We start from the raw sequence: 26,460 nt of genomic DNA on the forward strand, positions 1-26,460 counted from the left end.
TGACCATTGACTAATGACTAACTCATGTTAAAAAACTATTTCAAAACGGCCTGGCGCAGCATAATGCGGCAAAAGGTGTTCACGATGATAAATGTTACCGGCCTTGCCATTGGTATAAGTGCCGCGTTGGTTATTTACATGATAGCGGTTTATGATTTTTCGTTTGACAGTTTTCATCCAAAGCGTGATAAGATTTACCATGTGGTAACCAATTTTACTTTCTCGGGCGTGCCGTACAAAAATGGTGGCGTTACGTCTCCGTTAGGAGGTGTTATAAAAAACGAGATAGCCGGAATAACGGAAGCCGCGCCTTTTTATATAGCTAACGACGATACCAAGATCACCGTCCCGGATGGAACGGCAACACCTTTAAATCTTAAAAAGCAGGATAAGGTAGTTTATGCCGATGCACGTTATTTCAATATATTTCAATACAAATGGCTGGCTGGTGAAGCTAAAACCGCGCTTAGCACGCCTTACAAAGTAGTGCTTACACAAAAGCAGGCGGAGTTATATTTCCCAAGGCTAACGCCTGCGCAGGTAATTGGTCGTAAGGTTATTTACAATGATACTGTGAACACAGTAGTAACCGGCGTGGTTGAAAACCTGCCCGGCAATACCGATTTTGTTTTTCATGATTTTATATCATTCAGCAGTATGGGTGTGGCTTTGTCGGCTGATCAGCAAAAGTATAACCAGCGCTGGGACAACACCACATCAGCTTCGCAGCTGTTTGTTGTGCTTGATGATAAAGCCACTGTAGCCAACATTGAAGCGCAACTTGAAAAGCTTCAAAAGAAGTACGATCCAAACAACGGAAAAGACTTTAACGGTACTCAGGATTTTAAGCTGCAGCCGCTTAAAGATATCCATTTCAACAGCGAGTATGCTACATTTAATTACCGTACAGCCAATCTGACCACACTGTATGGCTTGCTGGCCATCGCGGCATTTTTGCTGGTGCTGGGCTGTATTAACTTTATAAACCTTACCACCGCACAAGCTGTTAATCGCGCAAAAGAAATAGGCATACGCAAAACAATAGGCGGTAACCGTAAACAGATCATCGTACAGTTTTTAAGCGAAACTTTTTTGATTACCGTTTTTGCGGTGCTGGTTTCCATAGCGCTCGTACCGCTCATATTAAAATTTTTCACCGGTTTTATTCCTGAAGACATTACGGTGGGCATGCTGAAAGAAACCAGCATAATCATCTTTCTGATTTTATTATCCGTAATTGTGTGCCTGTTGTCGGGCTTTTATCCTGCTATGGTATTGTCGGGATATAAACCTGTTAGTGTGTTGAAAAATCAAACGCATGCCGGTACAGGTAAAACGCGCAATGCCTGGCTGCGCAAATCGCTAACGGTAACACAGTTTGTGATAGCGCAGTTTTTTATCATGGCTACTATACTGGTGAGCAAACAAATAAGCTACACACTTAACAAAGATCTTGGCTTTAAGCAGGATGCCGTATTATTTGTGAATACGCCATGGAGGGAAAATAATGCAGATAAAAAACAGGTATTTGTAAATAAGCTTAAAAGTTTTCCTCAAATAGAAAATATAAGCATCGGTAGCACGCCGCCGTCATCAGCCGGTTATAATACCACATCAGTTAAATACATCGATGGCAAAAAAGAAATTAAGACTGATCTTCAGCTAAAAAACGGCGACGAAAACTATATAAACGTCTACAAAATAAAGCTGCTTGCCGGACGCAATATCACCAAGAGCGATACTACGCAAATGATGATAAATGAAACCTACCTGCATACGCTAGGCTTCAAAAAACCCGAGCAGGCGATAGGCAAATTTATTGAGCATGGCGACACAAAAGATATGGTTATAGGCGTGGTAAACGATTTTTATTCGGCATCGTTACACAGCCCGATAAAACCGCTTGCCATTGTACCCGCCTGGAAATACAATAACTATGTGGTACACGTAGCCCTCAAACCTAAAACCGAAGGTGGCGGCGAGTGGAAAAAAGCCATAGCGCAAATTCAAGCCGCCTGGAAAGAGGTTTATCCCGAATACGATATTGACTATGGATTTGTTGACGAGAGCATAGCCAAGTTTTATGAAAGCGAGCAGCGCATGTCGAAACTATTGGCATGGTCAACCGGGTTATCAGTATTCATAAGCTGCTTAGGCTTGCTCGGGCTGGCCATTTACACCACCGGGCAACGTACCAAAGAGATAGGCATACGCAAGGTGCTGGGCTCAAGCGTGCGCCAGATCGTATCATTACTATCAAAAGAGCTGGTGCTTTTGGTAATACTGGCATTTGTAATTGTAACGCCGCTTGCATGGTGGGCCATGCACAAGTGGATAGAAAACTTTGCCGAACATACTGCTATCAGCTGGTGGGTATTTGCACTAGGTGGGCTGGCCATGCTGCTAACGGCTATTATAACGCTGAGCTTTCAAACGGTTAAAGCTGCTATGGCTAATCCGGTGAAGAGCCTGAGAAGTGAGTAAGTAGTCCCGTAGACCATGTACGATGGTCCATAGTCAGGACATGGATTAAATTATATAAACTACTATGGTCTATCGACTATGGGCCATGGACAAATAAAGTTGCCATGATAAAGAATTATTTCAAAACAGCATACCGCAGCCTTAAGAAGAATAAGGGATTCACCATTATTAATCTGTTGGGCCTTGCGCTGGGGTTAACCATTTTTATGCTTATATCATTATATGTGTATGATGAGCTGCGATACGACAGGTATAACGAAAAGGCCGGTCGCATTTATCGTTTTAACAGCGATTTGAAATTTGGTGGCAATACCGGTTCGTACGCGGTATCACCGGCACCGTTAGCGGCAGCCGTGAGAGCCGACTTACCGGAAGTGGAAAGTACCGTCAGGTTTAGAATGTGGGGCGGCGCCCAGGTTAAAAAGGGCAATATGAACATCCATGAACATGCCGTGGTTTTTGCCGATTCAACCCTGTTTAAAGTGTTTACCCTGCCTATGCTGTATGGTAACCCGGCCACAGCGCTGAAAGAACCCAATACGGTTGTAATAACCGAAAAGATGGCCGGAAAATACTTTGGCAAAGTAAATGTGGTTGGGCAAACGCTTACTTTGAATAACAATGAATTATACAAAGTAACAGGTGTTATAAAAGATGTTCCGCGGCAGTCGCACTTTGATTTCGATTTTTATCTTTCGATGTCAGGCTTCGAAGACAGCCGGAACGAATCGTGGTTCAGCAATAATTATAACACTTATGTTTTGTTAAAGAAAACAGCTGATGTTAAACAATTTGAAGCAAAACTACCGGAATTTCTACGTAAGCAAGCCGGTTCGCAACTGCAAAGTATCCTCCACTTAACATTTGATAAATTTGAGCAGGCGGGTAATTATTTTAAGCTTACGCTGATACCGCTGACAGACATTCACCTTAAATCGAGCCGCGTTGCCGAACTATCGGCAAACGGTAGCATGGAGTACGTATATATTTTCTCGGCGATAGCGGTGTTCATCCTGCTGATAGCTTGTGTAAACTTCATGAACCTTTCAACCGCCCGTTCATCAAACAGGGCGCGTGAAGTAGGTGTACGCAAAGTGCTTGGCTCGTCACGCAACAACCTCATCATTCAGTATCTTACCGAATCGGTACTGATAACATTTATTGGTGCGGTAATAGCTCTTATTGGCGCGCGGTTACTGCTACCACTGTTTAACCAGCTGGCCGGTAAAGAAATGGTAATAACTCCGCAGTTGCTTATTGGGGCATTGCCGCTTGTGATGGCTTTTAGTATAGTTTTAGGCTGTTTGGCGGGTGCTTACCCGGCGCTGTTCCTGTCAGGTTTTAAACCTGTGCAGGTATTAAAAGGCAAACTTGCCGTAGGGATGAAGGGGGGCACGCTCCGCAATTTTCTTGTAGTGTTTCAGTTCGCTATTTCAGTATTCCTGATAATAGGTACACTGGTGATCTATAACCAGCTTCAGTATATCCAGAACCGCAACCTGGGCTACAACCGTGATCAGGTAATGATAGTGCAAAACGTATGGATGCTTGATAAACAGTTGCCTTCATTTAAGCAGGAAATAAAACAATTGCCGGGGGTAAACAATGCCACGCTTACCGGCTATGTGCCCATGAGTGGTTACGGCAACAGCACTACTGTTTTTAAAGACCCGGTTATTGACGAAAAACGCTCGATGATGACCCAAAAATGGATGGTTGACGAAGATTACGTGAACACTTTGGGTATCAAAATGGCGGCCGGCAGGTTTTTCTCTAAAGATATGCCTACAGATTCGTCGGCGGTGGTGATAAACGAAGCCGCCGCTAAAATGCTGAACTTTGATAAGCCATTAAACAGCATGATCTACAGTCCGCAGGATGATATGGTGACAAGCGTAAAGGGGTATCGCATTATCGGTATCATGAAAGATTTCAACTTTACATCGCTTCGCGAAAATATCAGTCCGTTAGTATTGATACTTGAGCAGGATGGCGGCGGGTTGTGCATCCGCACACAAACAAAAAATATTTCGGCCACCATTGCGCAGATTGAAAACGTATGGAAAAAGTTTTCGCCCAACCAGGAGTTCAGCTATTCATTTATGGACGAAAACTTTGATTCATTTTACCGTGCCGAACAGCGTACCGGTAAGCTTTTCATCATCTTTACCATAATGGCTATATTGATTGCCTGCCTTGGTTTATTCGGTTTAACCGCTTATTCAACCGAGCAGCGTATTAAAGAGATTGGCATACGCAAAATACTGGGCGCGCATGTAAGCGGTATTGTTGGCATGCTTTCAAAAGACTTTTTAAAACCGGTTTTGGTAGCCATACTGATAGCCGTACCGCTGGCCTGGTACTTTATGCAGAAATGGCTGCAGGGCTTTGCCTACCGGCAGGATATACAATGGTGGGTGGTTGCTTTAGCCGCTTTAACTGCGATTATAATCGCGTTTGTAACTACCAGTTTTCAGGCTGTTAAAGCAGCCCTTGCCAACCCGGTAAAAAGCTTAAGAAGCGAATAAGGGTAATAGTTATTGGTGAATCGTGAGTATTAATTAGTGATTACTTAATACCATATATCATGAACTATCAACCATGGTCCATTCACCATTCACCAGCCCACTGTATCATAACCGCACACTTTTTTGTTTCGTATACGGACAGTTTTTAATGGGTATGTGTTGTAAGTCTCTGGTTTTTAGCAAGTTGTAACTTTGGTATATTTATGCGTTACATATGCCAAAATCATTCAACAATAACATGCTGTCACTGCAACATATTTCTAAATACTACCAGAACGGGCCTAACAAAGCCTATGTTATTAACGATCTGAGCCTTGATATTGAAGAAGGCGAATTTGTATCCATCATGGGGCCATCGGGTTCGGGCAAATCAACCCTGCTTAACATTATTGGTATGCTCGACGCGCCAACCGACGGGTATCATTACTTTATCGATCAGCCCGTGCATCAGCTTAAAGAAAAACAACGTTCGGCACTGTATAAACAATATATCGGTTTTGTGTTTCAGGCTTACCACCTTATTGATGAGCTTACCGTTTATGAGAACATCGAAACACCGCTTATTTATCAGGACATCAAAGGGTCTGAGCGTAAAGCGTTGGTTGCCGACATGCTCGACCGTTTTGGCATAGTTGGGAAAAAAGACCTGTTTCCGTCGCAGCTTTCGGGAGGGCAGCAGCAACTGGTAGGGGTAGCACGTGCGCTTATCAGCAAACCAAAGTTGCTTTTGGCCGATGAGCCTACCGGTAACCTTAACTCGAAACAGGGTGAAGAAATTATGGAACTTTTCCGTAAGCTAAACAAGGAAGACGGCGTAACCATTGTACAGGTAACTCACTCTGAAAAGAACGCTCAGTACGGCTCACGTATCATTAACCTGCTCGACGGCAGGATCGAGTCATCAATCACTCTATGATCTTAACACACATGCGATATTTTAAATCACTTTTATTTTTAACACTTCTGTTCTCGTCGGCAATGGCTTACAGTCAGCAAACCGATACCGTATATACGCTTAAAGACTGCCTTGATATTGCCATACGCAACAACCTTGACGTGAAACGCAGCGAATTGGATATGGAGCGAAGCAAGGTGTATTACAACCAGGCACGCGCCAACCTGCTGCCTACTATAAACGGCGAGGTAACTCATAATTTTAATAACGGACGTTTTTTTGACAACGCCACCGGTACTTACGTAAACGACCAAAGTAAGCTGGCTTTTTATTCGCTTAACAGCCGTTTAACCGTATTTAACGGACTATCGCTGATAAACAGCATCAAGCAAACCTCACTTGCTTATCAGGCCGGTAAAATGGATTATCAACAAGCTAAGAATGATATCAGCCTGAACGTGATAGCTGCTTACCTGCTGGTGCAAAGCAATACCGACCAGGTTGCACAAGCTGCTACACAGGTTGATGTATCAAAAAATCAGGTTCAGCGGCTTCAAGTGCTTAACAACGACGGTAGCGCCACACCTGCTGAATTTTATAATCTGAAAGGTCAGCTGGCGAATGATCAGTTATCGCTAATCAATGCAAACAACAGTCTTATTTCAGCCAAAATTGATTTACTGCAGTTAATGAACGCGCCGTTTGAAAGCAATGTGAAGTTTGAACGCTTGTCTGCCGATCAACTGCCCGGTAACTATAAACAACTTCAGGACGAAATATATGCTAATTCGCTACGGGACTTTGCGTCAGTGCAGGCAGCTTCACTGCGTGTTAAGAGCGCCGAGAAAGGTGTAAGCGTGGCCAAAGGCAACCTGTTTCCAACCGTGTCGCTGTCGGGTAATCTGGCTACTAACTATTCAAGTAATATAAACGATCCGTATTCGTCGCAGTTCAAAAATAACTTTGGTAACAGCTTTGGTATCACGGTATCGGTACCAATCCTGAACAACTTTTTGTACCGTAACAGGGTAGCCCTTGCTAAAATTGATCTTAGTGAAGCCCAGTATGCCGATCAAACAACAAAAGTACAGTTGAAGCAAAATGTTGACCAGGCGTATAACAATATGGTGATAGCGTACGACAGATATAAAGTACTTACCGATCAGGTTGATGCTTATGCCGAAGCCTTCCGTACCATTGAAGTACGCTTTAACGCGGGCGCGCTGAATTCAGTTGATTATACCGTAGCAAAAGGTAACCTCGACCGTGCCCGAATTAACCTGATAAATGCCCGTTACGACTACTTTGTACGCACCAAGATATTGGATTACTATCAAAACCGCCTTTCGTTTTAATAAAGACATACAAGTCCTTTTTCACAATTCATCACAAACAATCACCAGGTCCGTTAGGCAGCAGCTTAGCGGACTTCTTTGTTTGATAAGATTTGTTTGGGCGTTGCCCTACAGCACAGGCTTTCTGCTCATACGGCTGCAGGCCTTAGCCACTGGGCCGGTATCCGTTGCCATCCTTAACGCATTTGTCTGAACCTGAATTTTAAGAATTTTTGAATTTAAAGATTGAATTACTGGGTCAAAATCAAAACACGTCATTGCGAGGAACGAAGCAATCTCTACACATGCAAATAGGCCTGAAAGGTTCAGAGATTGCTTCGTTCCTCGCAATGACGTTAAGAGAGATGCAGGGGATATAATTAAAAATAGCCTGACAACCCCTAAATACCCGACAAAATCCCGGCATCAGCTGGGCCGGGTAGCACAGACAAAGCCATAGCAAAAGCTTTAAAAGGCTCAAGTGCAGCCGGCCGGTTTCTTTTTTGGTACTTTTTTCTTTTCCGGCAAAAGAAAAAAAGTACATCCACTGGCTTGCATAAAGCATTAGGCCATTCCTAACGGAGCACGGTAACCTCCCGACAATGTCACTGCAAAATGCATAGTCTGTACAAACCCTCTCCAGTGGAGAGGGTAGCGGTGACAGTGAATAAATCACTACCGTAAAATGGGTGAGGCGACAGGCACCGTGCTTCAGTTGCAAACTGAAGCACGGTGTTGACGGTGTTGACGGTGTTGACGGTGTTGACGGTGTTGACGGTGTTGACGGTGTTGACGGTGTTGACGGTGTTGACGGTGTTGACGGTGTTGACAGGTGTTTACCCTGTTGACGTCAACACCTACAGACCCTCATATCTCAAACTGATATCCAGTATCTTATTATAAGCGCTACCGTCCGCCTATGTACGAACAATGTACGTTTCCGAACAGTTTTTTCTGTTGTATAAAATATAATATATTGATGGTCAATAGTTTGTAGTTGTGGTGCCAATTTTGGCATAGTGGTATCAAATTGAAAATAATATCACAATGACAACAACTGAAAATCGCTTACAACAATTATGGGAAGGCTGCCTGCGCAACGAACGTAAAAATCAAGAGCTTCTTTACAAAATACTTTCAACTAAAATGATGGCCGTTTGTCAGCGCTACGCCGCCGACAAAGACGAAGCCCAGGACATTATGCAAGAGGGTTTTATTAAATTATTCAAGAACATGCACAACTACCGCGGCGAGGGCAGCCTTGAGGGATGGATCCGCCGTATTATGGTACACGCTGCTATTTCACGCTATCGCAAAGCAAAATCAATGGTACTGGTTGACGATTTCAGCGAGAACACTTATCAGTTAAGCCGCTCTAACAACGGTAACCGCCTTGAAGCCGCCGACCTGCTGAAAATGATACAAACACTACCTGATACCTATCGCTCGGTGTTTAACATGTATGCTATTGAAGGTTATTCGCACCAGGAAATAGGCGATACCCTTGGTATGAGCGAACTGCTGTCGCGCACAACTTTACATCGCGCCCGTACTATACTAAAAGATAAGATCAGGAAAATGAACATCGCCGAGCAGCACTGCATGGCATGTTAAAAGCAATGTTGTAAGCGAAATTTTCAATCTATCATATATAACAAAGGCCCCGTATTGCGGGGCCTTTGTTGTTAATACCTGTTGATTAGTACTCAGCCAGTACATAAAATCCAAGACCGAACATGCCTACTTTTTCCCAATCGGCCTGACTGGTTTCACGGGCAATAATTGGTCCTTTAAAAAAGCTTGCCGAGAAATGCACACCCTGTCCACGGGCGTTTTCAATCCATTCAAGTGTTACTACGAATTTGTCCTCTGCAATAATATTGTATGGCTCCAAATCGAGGGCAATCTGCTCCTGGCCTTTTTTTAGTGTTACAAAAATGTTCCTGGTGTTCAGCAACTGGTCGGGCAGGCCGTCTTTTACACTGTAAAAGTTAAGGCGCATTTTTACCGAATCCTGTGGCTCCATGGCCACATTGGCAAAAAACTTCTTTATCAGCGTAGGCGATTTTTTAATCTTGATAATGGTACCTATTTCATTACCAAGTTTGTTACTGGTAAAACCCGCATTGCCCGATTTTGAATTGGTTTGATTACCGAGTAGAGCCGTTTTCCATTTTTTAGGCTTAACCTTAACTTCTTTAAGGTTCACCACGTCAGGCTGGAGGGCTATCACTTTGCCGGTGCTGTAGCTGCCGGTTATAAACGCTTGCGGCTTGTAACCAATCATCGATAGTTTAAGTGTATCGGCAGTGCTGCCTTTCAGGTCGAGCTTAAACTTACCGTCCTGGTTAGTTACAGTACCTATGCTTTTGCCAACTATACCCACATTTACATAAGGTAGCGTTTCGCCGGTCTTAGCGTCTTTAACAGTACCTTCAACAATCTGTGCGTTCGTAGTAAAAGCGAATAACAGCCCTGCAGCGCAGGGAATTAATTTTTTATATACAGATATCATATTTTAATTTTCTTGATATGACGAAACTTACGACTTGATTGTTACTCAGAAACCATCATCCTTTATTTGTTTTTCGATTACCTTAACCTTAAAACTGCAATACATTGCGTGAAACCATAATGTGTACAATTGTTGATAATAAAAAAGCCCTCCAGAACACTAAAGGGCTTCTGAATATTATTGAAGCGTATATGCCGCGACTGATTTAGCGAAGAATGTAGGAACATAAATTGTCTTCGTACTTGGATCGTAACCTATATCGGCGGTTTGGATGTTCGCAGTATGCGTATCAAGCAATATGTCTTTAGTGCCATCAGCTTTAACATAATACAAATAACCTTGCCATGCTGTTACCAGGAAATCGCCATTTCCAATCGGTTCAATACCATCGCCGCCGTTTTCAAGCGTGGTTATTTTGGTAAGCTTCTTAGCCGGATCAACCCTGTACATAGCATCAGCTAAAACGTACAAATCATTGTCAACAGCTTTAATGCCGTTTAAGCCTTTTAATCCTTCAAGGTAAAGCATGCCTTTATTCCCATCAAGTTTAAATACTTTACCAAGCTTTGAATCGGTTACATAAATAGCGCCTTTCTTGTCAATGGTAATGTCATTTAAATTTTCAGCGCCATCAATTTTGATTTTGCTGATAACAGCGCCTTTCTTTATGTCAATAGTTACCACTTCATCCATATCAGCCACATAAAGTATATTGCCATGTTTGCCCATACCTTTCGGTGAATTAAGGCCGGTTACCCAGGCGGTATCAATAATTTTTCCTTCGGTACTTACTTTACCAATGCTGCCTACGCCGTCTTTGTCCCAGGGTTTGCCGTTGATGAGCGCTACGTACAAAATTTTACCATCCGGAAAAACAGATTCAGGGATTGCCAGTTTATTCGGTGTTTCCCACAGCTTCACTACCCGGTGTTGCTGTGCTGAAGCTGCGGAAATAGATAATGCTAATGTAATTGCTGCTGAAACTTTAAAAAGCGTTTTCATAAGGATGGTTTTAAGTGACAGGATGTAATGTTACAAATGTAATATAGCAAGCGAATGTTAAGCAAAGAATAAATAAGCAAATAAATACGTTTAAACGCATGTTTGTTTCGGCAAATAGCGATATTTATATTCAAAACCATATTTTGATTCCGGATAACAACATGGATTACAAACAACTGCTTGACGAAGTGCGGGAGCATGTTATCAGCTTTTTTAATAAGCATAACAATCCTGCGCTTACATATCATAATCTTACGCATACGCAAAATGTGGTGACTTCCACTGTGCAGATAGCCAATCATTACCAGCTTAACAACGAGGACTTTTTTATTGTTGTTTGCGCTGCCTGGTTTCACGATACGGGGTATATGATTGATGCTACAAAACATGAGGAAGGCGGCGCGCATGCTGCAGCCGATTATTTAAAACATAAACTGGTTGACAGGGCGGTTATTGATAAGGTGTCGGGCGTAATTATGGCAACACGCATGCCACAGCAACCAAACGGTTTGCTGGAAGAGATTTTGTGTGATGCCGATCTGTTCCATTTAGGTACCGAAGACTATCGTAAGAAAAGCAGGCAGTTACGCGAAGAAATTAAGCTGTTATGCCATAAGGAAATTAATAAAAGCGACTGGCGCAAAAAGACCATAGAATTGATGGAAAGTCACCGCTATTTTACTAATTATTGCCGGCTACTGCTCGATGACCAAAAAGCGAAAAACCTTGCAGAGTTAAAACAAAAGCAGGCAGACGGTGAAGCCCAAAAAGAGCCGTTGACGCAGTATGATGCCACTATTATTCCGCATGAAGAGGAAAAGAAAAAGAAAGGCGAGCGACCCGAAAGAGGCATTGAAACCATGTTCAGGATCAGCTCGGCTAACCACCAACGATTGAGCGACATGGCCGATAACAAGGCGCATATAATGATTACCGTAAATTCCATCATCTTATCAGCTATCATTAGTTTGGTTCTGCGTAAACTCGACGAATCAAGCGCGTTTATGATACCCACGTTTTTACTATTGTCGGTTAGTTTGCTCACTATAACTTTTTCCATACTGGCAACAAGGCCCTCCATACCCGACGGACGTTTTACGCTGGATAACCTGCGCAATAAAGAAGTTAACCTGCTGTTCTTTGGTAATTTTTACCGCATGTCTCTTGACGAATATAGCGCGGGTATGTTCCAGTTGATGGAAGATAAGGACTTTTTGTATGGAAACCTGATACGGGATAATTACTCGCAAGGCGTGGTACTTGGCAAAAAATACCGTTTGCTGCGCATATCGTATAACATCTTTATGTTCGGGTTAATAGTAGCGGTAGCGGCGTACATCATCGCGTCTATTATACATGGCAACGACTAAGCATTACTTTAACAACCGCGACCTTAGCTGGTTGTCATTTAACGGTAGGGTGCTTGCAGAAGCGGAGAGCGAAGCTGTGCCTTTGCTTGAGCGGATAAAGTTTTTGTCGATATTTTCGTCGAATCTCGACGAGTTTTACCGTGTGCGTATGCCTGTGATAGCTGCTTTAGAAAACATAGGCGAGGAAGCTTATATTTTGCAAAAGGCGAAAGGCACCATACTCAGTCAGCAGCGGCGTTATGGGCGTGTACTAACCAGTGAAATTATTCCGCAATTGCGAAAGAATAATGTTCATGTTTACTACAATGAGGAGATACCTGAAAAGATAGAATCCGTTTTAACAGAATATTTTTACAGCGATATACTGGCTTACCTGCAGCCAGTGTACCTTGATGGCCTAACACGCTTTTTTCCAGAGAATAACCTTCTTTACTTTATAGTTCAACTTCAGGAAAAAACAGGCTCACAAAAAAGTGTTATTGTAAACATTCCTTCAGATAAAATATCGCGCTTTTTTACAACTGATGTTGATAATGAAAAGGTTGTTGTGTTTATTGACGATATCATCCGTCTTAACCTGCAAAATCTGTTTCTTGATAATACAGTAGAAGGCTGTTACAGCTTTAAGGTGACACGCGATGCCGAGCTTGATTTGAAAGATGAATATCCCGGTGATGTTGCCGAAGAAGTGGAAAAACAGCTTAACAAACGTGATCAGGGACTTGCTACACGTTTTCTACACGCTCCCGATATTCCGTTACGAAATCTGCAGTTTTTAATTACACAGTTAGGACTTAACAACGCGGTTAGTGTAGAGGGGGGGCGTTATCATAATTTGAAGGATTTAGTCGATTTTCCGGTAACCATTCCGCAGCTTAGGGATGTAAAATGGCATGCCATACAATGGCCTGTTTTGCCAGATAAGCAAACTTTGCTTGAACACATTGACAAGCAGGATGTATTGCTGAACGTGCCATATCAATCATACAAAGGTATACAACGCTTTTTTAACGAGGCTGCAACCAACCCTGATGTTGAAGAGATATACATCACGCTTTACCGTGTAGCCAAAGAATCGAAGATTGTTAACGCGCTTATTAGCGCGGCAAAAAACGGCAAAAAGATAACGGTGATGATAGAACTGAAAGCCCGTTTTGACGAAGCTAACAATATAAAGTGGGCGCGTAAAATGAAGGCTGCCGGCGTAAAGATAATTTATAGTATTACAGCGCTTAAGGTGCACGCAAAGGTAGCTTTGGTTAAACGCAAATGCGGCGACCGCTTGAAGTATACCGGACTGCTTGCTACAGGAAACTTTAACGAGAGTACGGCAGCATTTTATACCGATCATATTTTGATGACGGCTAACCCGACGCTTACACGTGAAATGGAATTGTTGCTGATGTTCCTCACTAAACGGAAAAAGCCATTATCGCCTGATTTGATTCCATTCAAAGAATTGCTGGTTTCACAGTTTAATTTGCAGCAACGCTTTATAGAGCTTATTGACAGGGAAATTGATCATGCCAAAAATGGCATGCCTGCATCCATCACTATAAAAATGAATAACCTCGAAGAGCAGGTGTTGATCAGTAAGTTATACGAAGCATCAGAAGCAGGAGTTGGAATAAAACTGATCATTCGCGGTATCTGCTGTATTGTGCCGGGTGTCGAGGGTATGAGTAGCAGGATCACAGTTCGACGCATTGTTGATCGTTACCTGGAGCATGGCCGTGTATTTATATTCGGCAACAAAGGTAAAACAGAAGTGTATATGGGCTCGTCGGATTGGATGAACCGAAATATATATCGCCGTATTGAAGTTTGTTTCCCGGTGTATGATGAACAAATAAAAAACCAGATATTAGATATCATAGCGCTCCAACTGCAGGATAACGTTAAAGCGGTTATTGTTGATGAGCATATGCAAAATCAGCCTGTAACCGTTACAGAGCCTTTTATACAATCGCAGTTTGCTATTTATAATCAATTGAAAACAAGTGTTAATGAGCTATCAATATAAAGTGTTTAATAAATTGCCGAAAGCATTCTTAAGTGTATTGTTGCTTTCATCATTTGTGCTTTTCGCATGTATGCAAAAAAAGCAACCGGCTAAAAATCCACCGGGGTATGATTTGTCGAAACCCGTTAAATATGCATTGCCGTCAACCCTTACAGAAATATCCGGCCTTGCTTTTTATAAGGGAGATTCTAAGTGGGTTTATGCGCAGGAGGATGAAACAGGCAGGGTTTATACTTTTGATTTGAAAGATATTCATTTACTCGATACCAAGTTTGCCGGGAAAGGTGACTATGAAGACATAGCCATAACCCGCGAACAGGTAGTGATGCTGCGCAGCGATGGCACTTTATTTGTTTTTCCGTTCGCACAACTGCGCAACAGGGAAGCATCTGCCGTAAAAACATTTGTAAAACTATTACCTAAAGGGGAATACGAAGGCATGCATGCCGATGAAAAGACCGGGTTATTGTATGTGCTGTGTAAAAACTGCAAAGCAGATAAGAAAGATAAAGCTACCAGCGGCTATATCTTTAAACTTTTATCCGGCGGCAACGTACAACAGGCCGGTGAATTCAGCGTAAGAGTTGATACCGGGAAGAAGAAAGGTCGTTTTATGCCATCGGCGCTTGCTAAAAATCCGCGCACCGGCGAATGGTATATTTTATCATCAGTAAACAAGCTTTTGGTAGTTGCTGATGTTAACTGGCAGGTGAAAGATACTTATTCATTAAATAGCTCGTTATTCCCTCAACCTGAAGGGATTGCGTTTGATAAGCAAAATAATTTGTATATTTCAAACGAAGGCGGCTCAGGCAGCGGTACGATATTAAAGTTTATATTTAAAAAATAAGGCAAAAGATGTTGAAAGGCAGGTGGATATGGCTATTTTTTATGGTGTGTTGTTGCAAGTGTATAGTGGGTCAGGGGCTCGATGCGAATTTGTTAAACAGCATTAACCCGCAAAACCCGGCTTCACGCTATTGGCAGCAAACCAGTAACTCGGTTTACTGGGCAGGTTATACACTGCCGGCAGGAACGCTTATCTACGGACTTGTCAGCGGAGACCAAAATGTTAAACATGCTTCATATGATCTGCTAATCAGTATTGGTACCAACGTTTTAATAACCGACGTACTTAAAAGATCATTCAACCGTACCCGCCCGATGGACGCGCATCCGGGTATGATATTTTCAACGCCGTCAAGTGATATGTCGTTGCCATCAGGGCATACCAGTTTGGCCTTTGCTACGGCAACAACACTATCTTTGCAGTGCAAAAAATGGTATGTAACTGTTCCGGCTTATGCCTGGGCAGGTTCTGTGGCGTATTCGCGTATGTATTTGGGTAAGCATTATCCGTCAGATGTGGTAGGTGGAGCGTTAGTAGGGATTGGTTCGGGTTATGCAAGCCATTGGCTGAACCGTAAACTCTTCAAGCGCTATTACCGCAACCGCATGTATGAACAGTAAATATTTCTTGCTGCTTGTTCTCTTATTAAATATCCTCACATTAAAAGCTCAGGATACAGTAAAATACCGTATAATTTTTATTGGCGATGCCGGCGAAATGGATAAGCAGCAAGGGCAGGTATTAAGTCATGCTGTAAGCAAACTGTTGCCAGGCAAAAGCATGGTAATGTACCTGGGTGATAATATCTATCCACGAGGTATTGGCTTGCCCGGTAGCCCGGAAGAAAAACAATCACAGCAGATTTTACGGTCTCAATACCAGCCGTTCAAAGCTAAGGGCGCACCGGTTTATTTTATTCCCGGTAACCACGACTGGGATAGGATGGGACCATTAGGTCTTGCTAAGATCAAACGCCAATGGGAGTTTCTGGATGAACAGCAGGACAGTCTGCTGAAAATGGTGCCTCGCAACGGCTGCCCTGACCCAGTTGAAATAAACCTGACCGACAGCCTGACTATCATCGCGTTCGACAGTGAATGGTGGGTTTACACCTATAATAAAAGCAACTCTGATGCTGAATGCGACTGCAATACCAAAGAAGATGTTATAGCCCGGATGCAGGAGATATTCGCGCATAACAGTGGCAAAGTGATCCTGCTGGCATCGCATCATCCCTTTCAAACATATGGCACACATGGTGGCTATTATTCGCTTAAAGATCATATCTTCCCGCTAACGGCGGCCAATAAAAACCTGTACATCCCGCTGCCGGTAATTGGCTCACTGTACCCGGCCTTGCGCACGTTGTTTACAAATCCCGAGGACTTAGGCCATCCGTTGTATAAAGATATGATAAACCGTGTCGACGGTGTGTTTAAGGGCTATCCCAACCTGGTACATGTTGCAGGGCATGAGCATGGGCTTCAGTTTATAAAAAACAAGGAAGTGCAGGTAGTAAGCGGCGCAGGCGCTAAGCAAACCTATGCCAAAAAGGGTTCGCATTCCCTGTTTGCCAATGCAACGCAGGGTTATGTGACTGCTGATCTGTTATCAGGTAACCGCATGCTGTTTACCTATTACACTGTAAGCGGCGATACGGTAAAGCGTGCGTTTGAATATGTGCAGCAGTATGTTAAAGGAAACTTTAACAAGATAGCGCAGATAAAGCCTGTTGCGGGCGACAGCACAGTAGTGGCCATAAAACCTGCTTACGACAGCGTAGGCAATTTTCACAGGTTTCTGTTCGGCAAAAATTACCGCGAGGAGTGGGCTAAGCCGACAAAGCTTCCGGTTATCCGTTTATCAACCATACATGGCGGTTTAAAGCCATTGCAATTAGGGGGCGGTTTCCAGTCGAAATCGTTAAGGTTGGTTGACGCTAATGGCAAAGAATGGGTGTTGCGCAGCGTACAAAAAAGCCCTGAAAAGATTTTGCCTAACGAACTGCAGGAAACCTTCGCTAAAGATTGGGTGCAGGATGCCATGAGCGCGCAGCACCCTTATTCGGCTTTAATAGTTCCACCGCTTGCACAGGCCGCCGGAGTGCCGCATGCCAACCCGATAATAGGTGTTGTATCGGCTGATAAGAACCTGGGCAAATATGAGTCGACATTTGCCAATATGGTATGCCTTCTTGAAGAAAGGGAACCTACAGGCGAATCAAAGAACACGCCTAAAATGCTGAAGGCGTTGAATAAGGATAATGATAATACTTTCGACAGCCGCGAATACTTACGCGCCCGTATGCTCGACTTGTTATTGGGAGATTGGGACAGGCACGAAGATCAATGGCGCTGGACAGAGAAAAAACAAGGCGATAAAACTGTTTATACCGCTGTTCCGCGCGACCGTGACCAGGTAATTTATGTAAACGAGGGATTGTTTCCGGGTATAGCGGCTTTGCCCTGGGTGTCGCCGACCTTGCAGGGTTTCGATGCAAAAATACCAAGCGTTAAATGGTCGCTATACAAAACACGCTTTATGCATCCTTATCCGGCAAACAATTTAAGCTATGCCGAATGGATGAAACTGGCTAATGAATTTGTAGCCGCCGAAACAGATGCCGTGCTTGAAGCCGGCTTGAAACGTCTGCCTGCAGAAGTATATCCTATCAGGCATGATGAATTATTGCAAAAGCTTAAACAGCGTCGGGACAATATTCCTGCAGCCATGGCCCGATACTACAGGTTCATGAATAAGATAGTGGATATCCGCACATCTGACAAAAATGAACAGGTTGAAGTAAGCAGTGACACCGCCCGTTCAATGCGCGTGAAGATAACCAAAGTCAATAAGGAAGGTAAGCTTGAAAGCGTTCTGATGGATAATACCTTCAGTGCTGATATCACCAAAGAAGTAAGGATATATGTTGAAGATGGCGACGACCATGTTATCATCAACAACACAACATCACCTATAAATCTGAAAGTTATCGGCAAAAAAGGAGATAAAATATATGAGGTTGTTAACTCACGTAAAACTATACCGCTTTATAACAAAGGTAATGGTATAACGCTTCGGGGAGATACAGACAGGTTGGCAAAACATCTTTCTATGGATAGCGCCAACACAGCGTTTGTGCCTGTAAACCTGTACAACAAATTTATCCCGCTGGTTACGGCGGCTATTAATGCCGACGACGGATTTATGCTGGGTGCAGGCTTCAAATACATTCATCAGGAAGGTTTCCGTAAAGAGCCCTACAATTATTCACATCAGTTGATGATCAGTCACGCTTTTGCAACAAAAGCCTTCAACGTAAAATATAATGCCGAGTGGATCGACTTAATTGGAAAGGCTGATATAATTTTGCAGGCACTTGTTAAGGCACCCGATAATACGGCGAACTTTTTCGGGCGGGGAAACGAAACAGTTTTTGACAAGGATCGCGAATTCAGGTATTACCGCACAAGGTACAATACGTTTGAGTTTGATCCGGCTTTCAGATGGCGCCTTTCTCCGGGTACATCGGTTAGCATAGGCCCCTCGTTGCAATATTATCACCTCGACAGTGAAGAAAATAATGGAAGGCTGATTAACAATTCGCAGTTAATTGGGTCTTATGATAGCGCTACTGTGAATAAAGATAAAATTCACGCCGGCATAGTGCTTAATTATATCAGCGATAAAAGAGATAATCCTGTGCTGCCGGCATGGGGAAATGTGGTTAATATTAAAATAGAAGGATATAAAGGGCTAAACAACTACTCAAAATCATTTATACAAGTACTGCCCGAAGTGGCATTTTATAAAAGTCTTAACTCGCGCTCAACCATTGTACTGGCCGACAGGATAGGCGGCGGTATTACAATAGGAAAAACGGCTTTTTACCAGTCGTTGTTTTTAGGTGGACAGCAAAATTTGCAGGGTTACAGGCAATACCGTTTTGCAGGGCAGCACAGCGTTTACAATAACCTTGAGTTGCGCGTAAAACTTGGCGATTTTATTAGCTATATATTGCCCGGGCAGTTTGGTATAACAGGATTTTTTGACACAGGCAGAGTGTGGGAACAGGGCGAAAGCTCAGATAAATGGCACACAGGACAGGGAGGCGGTATTTATTTTGCACCGGCACGACTGGCCGTTGTACAACTGGTTGCCGGAAACTCTGACGAAGGTTGGTACCCGTACATATCCATGAAATTCAGGTTCTGAAAGGATTAAGGAAATGCACACTTCAATACTTAATATAAATGATGACCATTGCGTGGCTTGCCAGGTGGAAACCCGCCTATCGTTTAAGCCGCTGATGAATCATCTGGAAGAAAGGATAAAAACGGAGCACCCTATAAAAGCTCAGTTTTACCGTTTCTTGCTGGAAAGGCTATACAAAATTGATGGTAAAGACTTTCAAATCAGCGTCGCTGATGTTGAAAAGCATCATGAAATTATGGTGCTTATTTATACCATACTAACGCCGCTGGTTGCTAACGAAAAGGAATTTTTCTGGGCCATGAGCACAGCCGTGCCCGATAAGATATTTTTTAGTACCGACGCCTTTTACAATTTTTATACCAATCACGAACGGGCTAAAGGCGAACCTGATTTCGATAGTACAACTATAGAAAAAAAGCAGGTGCAGTTTATCTATCAGCTGATACTAAAGAAGTTCTACAACTTTACATCGGTTTTCAGGGACGAAAAGATATATACATACACCGATCCTGAAACCAGCCTGAACCGCTATTATGCCATACATGCCGATACCCGGTTTATTGATATACATGTAAAAGGTGAATTACCTGAGATTGATTTTGAACAGTTAGGCGCTCAAATGCATAAAGGCACTGAACTGGAACTGTTGCGCGATGCGTTACCGTTAACCAACTTCAGGCTTGAGGGCTTCACTATTATCACGCTTACCGATATTACCATGACACATGCTATTGATAATATACGGTCGGTATTGGTTAACCATACTTACGAGCAGGATGCATATCCTAAGATCATACAGTCGCTTAAAACACTGGTTGGGAATGCCGATGTTGAGTTTGGCCTGATGCCGTTTTTAACTGTGAATGATAAGCTGGTTTTTGATTCAGATCAATGTGTGGAAAGTGTGTTAATGGACGCGGCGAAGGAAGCCGGCATTGAAGATGAGGTGCTTTACCAAATGGTAGTTGATTATCAAAAAGATCCTAAGCCGATATTTTATACCAACATTACTGATGAGAAAGCGATGCAAAATCCATTTTTGCGCATCATCAGACATGCAGGTATTTATTCGTACACGCTCATACCTATATTTTATAACAAACAGCTTGCGGGCATACTTGAATTGCATTCGCGTAAGGAGTTAATGATAGACGAGGTGCTGCTTTCGAAACTGCGTGGTGCCATTCCTTTACTGGCGCAGCTATTTCAGTATGGCATTGATGCATTTAACGCCAAGCTTGACGCGGTACTGAAAGATAAATTTACTTCACTTCAGCCATCAGTGCAATGGAAGTTTAACGAAGTAGCATATAATTATCTGCGTAAAGTAAATGCAGGCGAAGAGATTGCTGTGATTGATACCGTTACTTTTGAAGATACTTATCCGCTGTTTGGTGCAATCGACATCCGCAACTCAACCATTGAGCGTAACATGGCCTTGCAGGATGACTTGAAAAGCCTGCTTACTACGCTGATTGATACCCTGAAAATTATAAAAGAGCATGTAGAGCTTAGTTTGGTTGACAAACTGATATATGATACCGGCGAGTGGTTGATACGTATAAACGATTATACCAACACAAATGACGAGATCATGCTTAGCAGTTTCCTGAACGCTGAAGTAGAGCCTTTATTGCAGCATGTTAAAGCCAGCAATGCAATAACCGGCCCGGCAATTGACGCTTATTTTAATGCTATTAAAGAAGAAAGCGGGCTTGCATACCGTAAAAGGAGGGAGTTGGAGGAGTCGATGCAGTTGATCAATACATCGGTTAGCCGCTATCTGGAGAACGAGCAAACTGCGCTGCAAAAGTCGTATCCATGCTATTTCAGTAAGTTTCGTACCGATGGTGTGGAGTATGATATCTACATCGGCCAGTCAATAGCGCCTGAGAGGCCATTCAGCAACCTCTATCTTAAAAATCTAAGATTGTGGCAAATACGCTCGATGGCCGAGATAGCCAGATTGACGCGCAAGCTGTCAAAAAAAATGCATAACCCGTTGTTTACTACACAGTTGATATTTATCCATTCACATCCTATAAACATTAGTTTCAGAAATGACGAGCGCCGTTTTGATGTTGAAGGAGCTTATAATATCCGTTATGAGATAGTAAAGAAACGCATAGACAAGGTGCTGGTTAAAGGCACCGCCGAGCGTCTTACCCAGCCTGACAAGATTGCATTAGTGTATTTTAATCAAAACGAAGCTGGTGAATACATACAATATATTCAATATTTACAAGAGCAGGGGTATCTGAATCATGAAGTAGAGTACCTTGAACTGGAAGAATTACAAGGGGTATCAGGCCTTAAGGCAATCCGTGTTGGTGTAAATTATCCTGAAACCATATAATTGCATGGGTGTTAACTATCGCGGAGCCTTTAGCAGCATGCATCATGTCATTATAAACAAATTATCGGGTATATTTTTTACTTGCATTGGCATATTTCTGGCGCAGCCATTATTAGCACAGCAAATAAAAAATGATAGCATTACCATTGCTATTGCACCCGAATATAATCAGGTAAGCAAGCTGCACCGCATATTTTTAGGCAACCATAACCGGCAACTTTGGGCAACGCCTGTAAAGCTCCGTATACTGCACCTGGCTACTGAAAAAGGCGGACTTAAAATACTTCAGCTTGGTGGTGGAATGCAAACCAAATCATTACGTCTGGCTGATCCGACGGGGCAGGAGTGGGTACTGCGTACACTGCAAAAATATTCCGACAGGAAGTTACCCGCCAACTTAAAAAAAACTATTGCAAGGGATATTTTGCAGGATCAAATATCATCTATGCATCCGTTTGGTGCGCTGGCAGTACCGCCGCTTGCCCAAGCGCTTGATATACCGCACGCCAACCCCGAAATTATTTATGTGCCTGATGACCCGGCACTTGGTGAATATCGAAAAGAATTTGCCAACCAGGTATTCATGTTTGAAGAGCGTGAGCCGTTGGATGCTGAAAAAACTTACAATAGTGAAAAAGTAAGGGAAAAAGTAAGGGACGATAACGATAACCGTATTGAAGAAAAGCTGGTACTGCGCGCCCGCTTGCTTGATATGTTGTTAGGTGACTGGGACAGGCACGAAGACCAATGGCGCTGGGAGAAAACGAAAGGCGAATATGGCGACCTCTATAAACCAATCCCTCGCGACCGCGACCAGGTGTTTTACAAAACCAATGGCATTTTCCCGTGGATAGTTTCGCACCAATGGCTAAGTTCGAAGTTTCAGGGGTATGGCGATCATATCCGCGATATAAAAGGTTGGAACGTTCAGGCACGTTATTTTGATCGCTACTTTTTAAACCAGTTGGATGAGAACGACTGGAAAGAACAGATTGCCTACGTACAAAACACGCTTACAGATGAACTGATAGAAAAGGCCTTAAGGCGGATGCCTGATAATATTTACAAAATATCAGGATCTGAAATTACTGCTAAGATGATATCTCGCCGTAATTTGTTGATGAAGCAAGGGCTGGAGTATTATCAGTTCATATCAAAATATGTGGAGGTACCGGCTACGGACAAACACGACAAGTTTTCTGTACAAAATAACGATGATGGCAGCATTTTAGTCACCATTAACAAAATCAAAAAAGACGGTAAGATTGACCATGAAACTTACCGCCGGACGTTTGACCCAAAGGTAACTGATGAGGTGAGGTTATATGGTTTTGACGGCAAGGATGCATTTGTAGTAACCGGCAAAACTCCTTCGCCCATTAAAGTACGTATGATAGCCGGCGGCGACAGGGACAGTATTGCTGTTGATCCTGATCTTCATAACAAGGCCAACTTGTATGTGTACGACCGCAGCGACAAAGCAAATACATTACCGTCACATTCACAGGCGAAGCTGCGCCTGTCGACGGACACCACTGTAAATAAATACGACTACGACGGTTTTAAATATGACAGGTTCGCTGTTATAACTTTAGCTAATTATGGAATAGATAAGGGTATATCACTGATAGGCGGCTTCTCGTACGAAAAGCACGGTTTTCGTAAAGAGCCCTATGCTTACAGACACGAGCTTACTGTGAATTATTCGCTGGCGCGCAAATCGTTTGTTATTGATTATGAGGGTGATTTTAAAAAAGTTTTTGGCGAAACCAACCTGATGATTGACTTCCGTTCGAACGGCCCTAATAACGTAGCCAACTTTTTTGGCTTGGGTAACAACAGTGTATTTGCCCCGCACCTTGAATTTGATGAAGATGATGAAGAACCAGAGTTTGACCGTGAGATAAGCTACTACCGCAGTCGGTACGATGTGGTTAACAGCAATATCTCGTTATACAGAAATTATGATTACTGGCGTATAAGCGCGGGCGTAGCAGGTCAATTTTACACAGCCAATCAGCACGATAACCATCACCGGTTTTTAAATGTATACGCGCAGCAAAATCCTGATGAAGATGTATATCATGACAGGTGGTATGCAGGTTTCATAGTAAACAGTTTGTATGATAACCGCGCCAAAGGCATCCTGCCAACCAAAGGTATTTACTGGAATACTACGCTGAACGGTTACACAGGCATTGGATATGCTAATAACAAATACTTGCAACTGTCAAGCGAGTTCGGGTTCACATTAACACCCGGAGCCGATTCAATATGGTCGGTAAGTAACCGCACAGGAGCCGCAACTACTTTTGGGCATGCCGAATTCTTCCAAAAGGTAAAGCTTGGCGGACAAAATAATCTTCGCGGCTTTCATACCAACCGTTTTACGGGCGAAACCATGGTGTATAACAACCTTGAATTTCGTGTAAAGGCTTTTGATTTTAATTCATACCTGCTGCCCGGCTCGGTAGGTTTAATAGGTTTTACAGATGCAGGCAGAGTATGGCTACCCGGCGAAAGTTCAGATAAGATACATATTGGCTATGGTGGCGGTGTGTACATTGTGCCTGCGCAAATGTTTTTAATACAAGCAATGGCAGGCTTTTCTCGTGAAGGCGCTATTCCGTATATTTCGATAGGGCTACAGTTTTAAAGCTGATTTTAACCTACAGGAAGTTTAAAACTAAAAGTAGTGCCTTTTGCAGCATTATTTTCTGCCCAGATTTTCCCGCCGAATTTTTCTATCAGGTCTTTACAAAAAACCAAACCCATGCCGGTTCCTGTTTCGTTAAGCGTGCCGGGGTTACTGGCTACCGTGCCTTTAAACAGCCGGTTCAATTTTTCTTCAGGCAAGCCAACACCGTTATCTTTTACTCTTAATGTTATTGTGTCATCGTTTCCTGCCTCTGCATAAAGTTCAATTACGCCACCTATTTCTGAAAACTTAATAGCGTTGGTAAGCAGATTATGTATAACTATTCTGATGCAGTTGGGGTCGGCAACTGCAGCATATCTTTCAGATACGTTATTGTGGATGTGGATCTTTTTGTGCAACAACTGATCATTAAGGTAAGCAACTTCATTTTGAACAATTTCATGCAGCACAAATTTTTTCGATTTACTTTCAGCATTATCAACCTGGCTGTTTATCCATACCAAAAGGGTATCTAAAAATCCGGAGGTATTTTCAAGCTTTTCGTTTACCCGAGGCACCATTTCAATAAATTCTTCCTGTGAAATATCTTTGTCGGTAAGCAAAACAAACATGTTTCTAAGAGTTGAAATCGGAGCGCGTAAGTCGTGGGCTAATATCCCAATAAGCCTGTCTTTTAATGTATTAAGTTGGTTTAGCTTTTCAGATTGTTCTTCTATACCGGCTTGATGTGCCAGTATTTCCCTGTTTTTTTGCTCTAACAACTTATTAGCTATGCTTTGTTTACGTTTGGCGTTATAATAAACTATCAAAAGGGTAGTTATTACCAAAATAACAACTCCGGCTATTAAAATAGTCTGTCTTTGACGCGTTATGCGTTTTTTAAGGGTGGCTTCTTTAAGTGATGCTTGTTTCTGGCTGTTCTCAAAATCTATAGCCAGGTTATATGAGATCAATTTTTGAATGCTTTCATTATTTTGGAGGCTATCAGTTAGCGCGACATACTGCCGATGCTGCTGCAAAGCTTTATCATACTGCTTAAGTCCACCTAAAGCGTAGCTAAGCTGCAAAACGGCCTCGGCCCTCAGGTCGCGGCTGCCTATGTTATCGGCCAGATTTTTCGCATTTAAGGCATAATTATGCGCCTGCTTATACTTACCTGAACGGTTATATAACATTGCCAATCCGTAGTAAGCAGAAGCCTGATTACGGGATTGGTTGTTTTTTTTAGCGGATTGCAACGAGAGGTTGAGGTAATGTAAGGCTGAATCTATGCGATTGGTATGATATTGATACATGCCAAGATCATAGTAAATTGCAGAGATGCCTTCCTGATCGTTAATGTCGTGAAAAATAGCTGAAGCTTTTTGAAGATAACTAATAGCGTTTGAATAATCCTCGCGCTCAGTGAGTACTTCACCAATATTTTGATAAGCGCTGCTTATACCTTGTTTGTCTTTAAGGCGAAACCATATATTCAGCGCCTTGTTAAAATACTCAAGTGCTTTTGGATATAGTTTTAAATGCCGCAATACTATACCAATATTGTTATAATTATCGGCAGCATCAAGTTGGTTATTATATTTTAAATTAATGTTAAGCGAACGGAAATAACAATCAAGCGCTTTGCTAAATTCACCTTTATTATCATAAGTTACGCCCATAATGGCGTAGCTTTCGGCTTCATAAACGTCTTCGTAAAGCGCTTTTCTAATTGCAATAGCACGATTAAAATAGCGCAGGGCTTTATCATATTTGCCCTGATGATCTTCTACCTGGCCAAGCCCCATATATACTTCACTTATGCCAAGGCTGTCGTTAAGCTTCCGGTATAATTGTAACGATTGATTAAAGTTTTCATAAGCGGCTGTATAATCATTAGTAAATGAGTTAACAGTAGCAATTTGAATATAAGCTTCGGCAGCGCCTTTTGAGTAGCCTATTTTTTTTGAACGATTTACAGCGAGTTTTGCGTAAAATATAGTACTGTCGGGATATGATTCAAAGTATAACTGTGCAAGCTGATTAAGACGGTTTACAGTAAGAGTATCTGTACTTTTTAACGGCTTCTCCAGTGCAGGTAACGTTTCCCTTTTTAAGTTTTCTATTTCAGGGTCCTGATCTTTCGCAAATAAATTAATATACGCGATAGTCAGAATAATTATAAGTAAAGGAAATCGTTTCAATGAGGCCGGTTTAATTGCCTCTAAATTATAATATTATAGAAGTATT

General features: G+C 42.6%; 16 protein-coding genes. 13 read left to right on the forward strand and 3 right to left on the reverse strand.

Annotation, left to right across the window (positions count from 1 at the left end):
* The first annotated feature begins 24 nt into the window (after positions 1-24).
* The 6 genes from EOD41_RS02045 to EOD41_RS02065 all read left to right on the forward strand — a co-directional run bounded on the left by EOD41_RS02045 (position 25) and on the right by EOD41_RS02065 (position 8,855).
* On the forward strand, positions 25-2,484 hold the full coding sequence (locus tag EOD41_RS02045; protein WP_127703111.1) for an ABC transporter permease: 2,460 nt from the start codon (positions 25-27) through the stop codon (positions 2,482-2,484).
* A gap of 104 nt (positions 2,485-2,588) precedes the next feature.
* The gene (locus EOD41_RS02050) at positions 2,589-5,012 is read left to right on the forward strand and encodes an ABC transporter permease (RefSeq protein WP_127703112.1); all 2,424 of its coding nucleotides are present in this window, start codon (positions 2,589-2,591) and stop codon (positions 5,010-5,012) included.
* A 238-nt stretch (positions 5,013-5,250) separates the two neighbouring features.
* Entirely contained in the window at positions 5,251-5,928 is a 678-nt protein-coding gene (locus EOD41_RS02055) for an ABC transporter ATP-binding protein (RefSeq protein ID WP_127703543.1), read from the forward strand.
* Positions 5,929-5,939: 11 nt separating this feature from the next.
* Complete coding sequence (locus EOD41_RS02060) at positions 5,940-7,262, forward strand: TolC family protein (protein ID WP_127703113.1); 1,323 nt, start codon at positions 5,940-5,942, stop codon at positions 7,260-7,262.
* A 668-nt stretch (positions 7,263-7,930) separates the two neighbouring features.
* Positions 7,931-8,089 (forward strand): hypothetical protein, encoded by a 159-nt coding sequence (locus EOD41_RS20635; protein WP_164849835.1) that lies wholly within the window; start codon positions 7,931-7,933, stop codon positions 8,087-8,089.
* 199 nt (positions 8,090-8,288) lie between these two features.
* On the forward strand, positions 8,289-8,855 hold the full coding sequence (locus tag EOD41_RS02065; protein WP_127703114.1) for an RNA polymerase sigma factor: 567 nt from the start codon (positions 8,289-8,291) through the stop codon (positions 8,853-8,855).
* A gap of 85 nt (positions 8,856-8,940) precedes the next feature.
* On the opposite strand, the gene EOD41_RS02070 is transcribed toward EOD41_RS02065, so the two are convergent.
* A complete protein-coding gene (locus EOD41_RS02070) occupies positions 8,941-9,756 on the reverse strand; it encodes a carboxypeptidase-like regulatory domain-containing protein (protein ID WP_127703115.1) in 816 nt (271 codons plus the stop codon).
* A gap of 177 nt (positions 9,757-9,933) precedes the next feature.
* Positions 9,934-10,758, reverse strand: coding sequence for an NHL repeat-containing protein (locus tag EOD41_RS02075; protein WP_127703116.1), 825 nt, complete (start codon positions 10,756-10,758; stop codon positions 9,934-9,936).
* Positions 10,759-10,919: 161 nt separating this feature from the next.
* Between EOD41_RS02075 and EOD41_RS02080 the strand changes: the two genes are divergently transcribed.
* The 7 genes from EOD41_RS02080 to EOD41_RS02110 all read left to right on the forward strand — a co-directional run bounded on the left by EOD41_RS02080 (position 10,920) and on the right by EOD41_RS02110 (position 24,228).
* Complete coding sequence (locus EOD41_RS02080; protein ID WP_127703117.1) at positions 10,920-12,128, forward strand: Pycsar system effector family protein; 1,209 nt, start codon at positions 10,920-10,922, stop codon at positions 12,126-12,128.
* On the forward strand, positions 12,115-14,151 hold the full coding sequence (ppk1, locus tag EOD41_RS02085; RefSeq protein WP_127703118.1) for a polyphosphate kinase 1: 2,037 nt from the start codon (positions 12,115-12,117) through the stop codon (positions 14,149-14,151). The genes EOD41_RS02080 and ppk1 overlap by 14 nt, the downstream gene beginning before the upstream one ends.
* Positions 14,152-14,221: 70 nt before the next feature.
* Positions 14,222-15,001, forward strand: a complete 780-nt coding sequence (locus tag EOD41_RS02090) for an SdiA-regulated domain-containing protein (protein WP_240663133.1) — start codon at positions 14,222-14,224, stop codon at positions 14,999-15,001.
* An 8-nt stretch (positions 15,002-15,009) separates the two neighbouring features.
* Positions 15,010-15,621, forward strand: a complete 612-nt coding sequence (locus tag EOD41_RS02095; protein WP_127703120.1) for a phosphatase PAP2 family protein — start codon at positions 15,010-15,012, stop codon at positions 15,619-15,621.
* The gene (locus EOD41_RS02100) at positions 15,611-19,216 is read left to right on the forward strand and encodes a BamA/TamA family outer membrane protein (protein WP_127703121.1); all 3,606 of its coding nucleotides are present in this window, start codon (positions 15,611-15,613) and stop codon (positions 19,214-19,216) included. The genes EOD41_RS02095 and EOD41_RS02100 overlap by 11 nt, the downstream gene beginning before the upstream one ends.
* A 13-nt stretch (positions 19,217-19,229) precedes the next feature.
* Positions 19,230-21,572, forward strand: coding sequence for a GAF domain-containing protein (locus EOD41_RS02105; RefSeq protein ID WP_127703122.1), 2,343 nt, complete (start codon positions 19,230-19,232; stop codon positions 21,570-21,572).
* Positions 21,573-21,609: 37 nt separating this feature from the next.
* Positions 21,610-24,228 (forward strand): BamA/TamA family outer membrane protein, encoded by a 2,619-nt coding sequence (locus EOD41_RS02110; RefSeq protein ID WP_127703123.1) that lies wholly within the window; start codon positions 21,610-21,612, stop codon positions 24,226-24,228.
* A gap of 8 nt (positions 24,229-24,236) precedes the next feature.
* Here EOD41_RS02110 and EOD41_RS02115 read toward each other — a convergent pair whose 3' ends face one another.
* Positions 24,237-26,414 carry a tetratricopeptide repeat-containing sensor histidine kinase gene (locus EOD41_RS02115; protein WP_127703124.1) on the reverse strand — a complete coding sequence of 726 codons (2,178 nt, stop codon included), beginning with the start codon at positions 26,412-26,414 and terminating at the stop codon, positions 24,237-24,239.
* Between the last annotated feature and the right edge of the window lie 46 nt (positions 26,415-26,460).

Source organism: Mucilaginibacter limnophilus (genome assembly GCF_004005815.1).
Taxonomy (GTDB): domain Bacteria; phylum Bacteroidota; class Bacteroidia; order Sphingobacteriales; family Sphingobacteriaceae; genus Mucilaginibacter; species Mucilaginibacter limnophilus.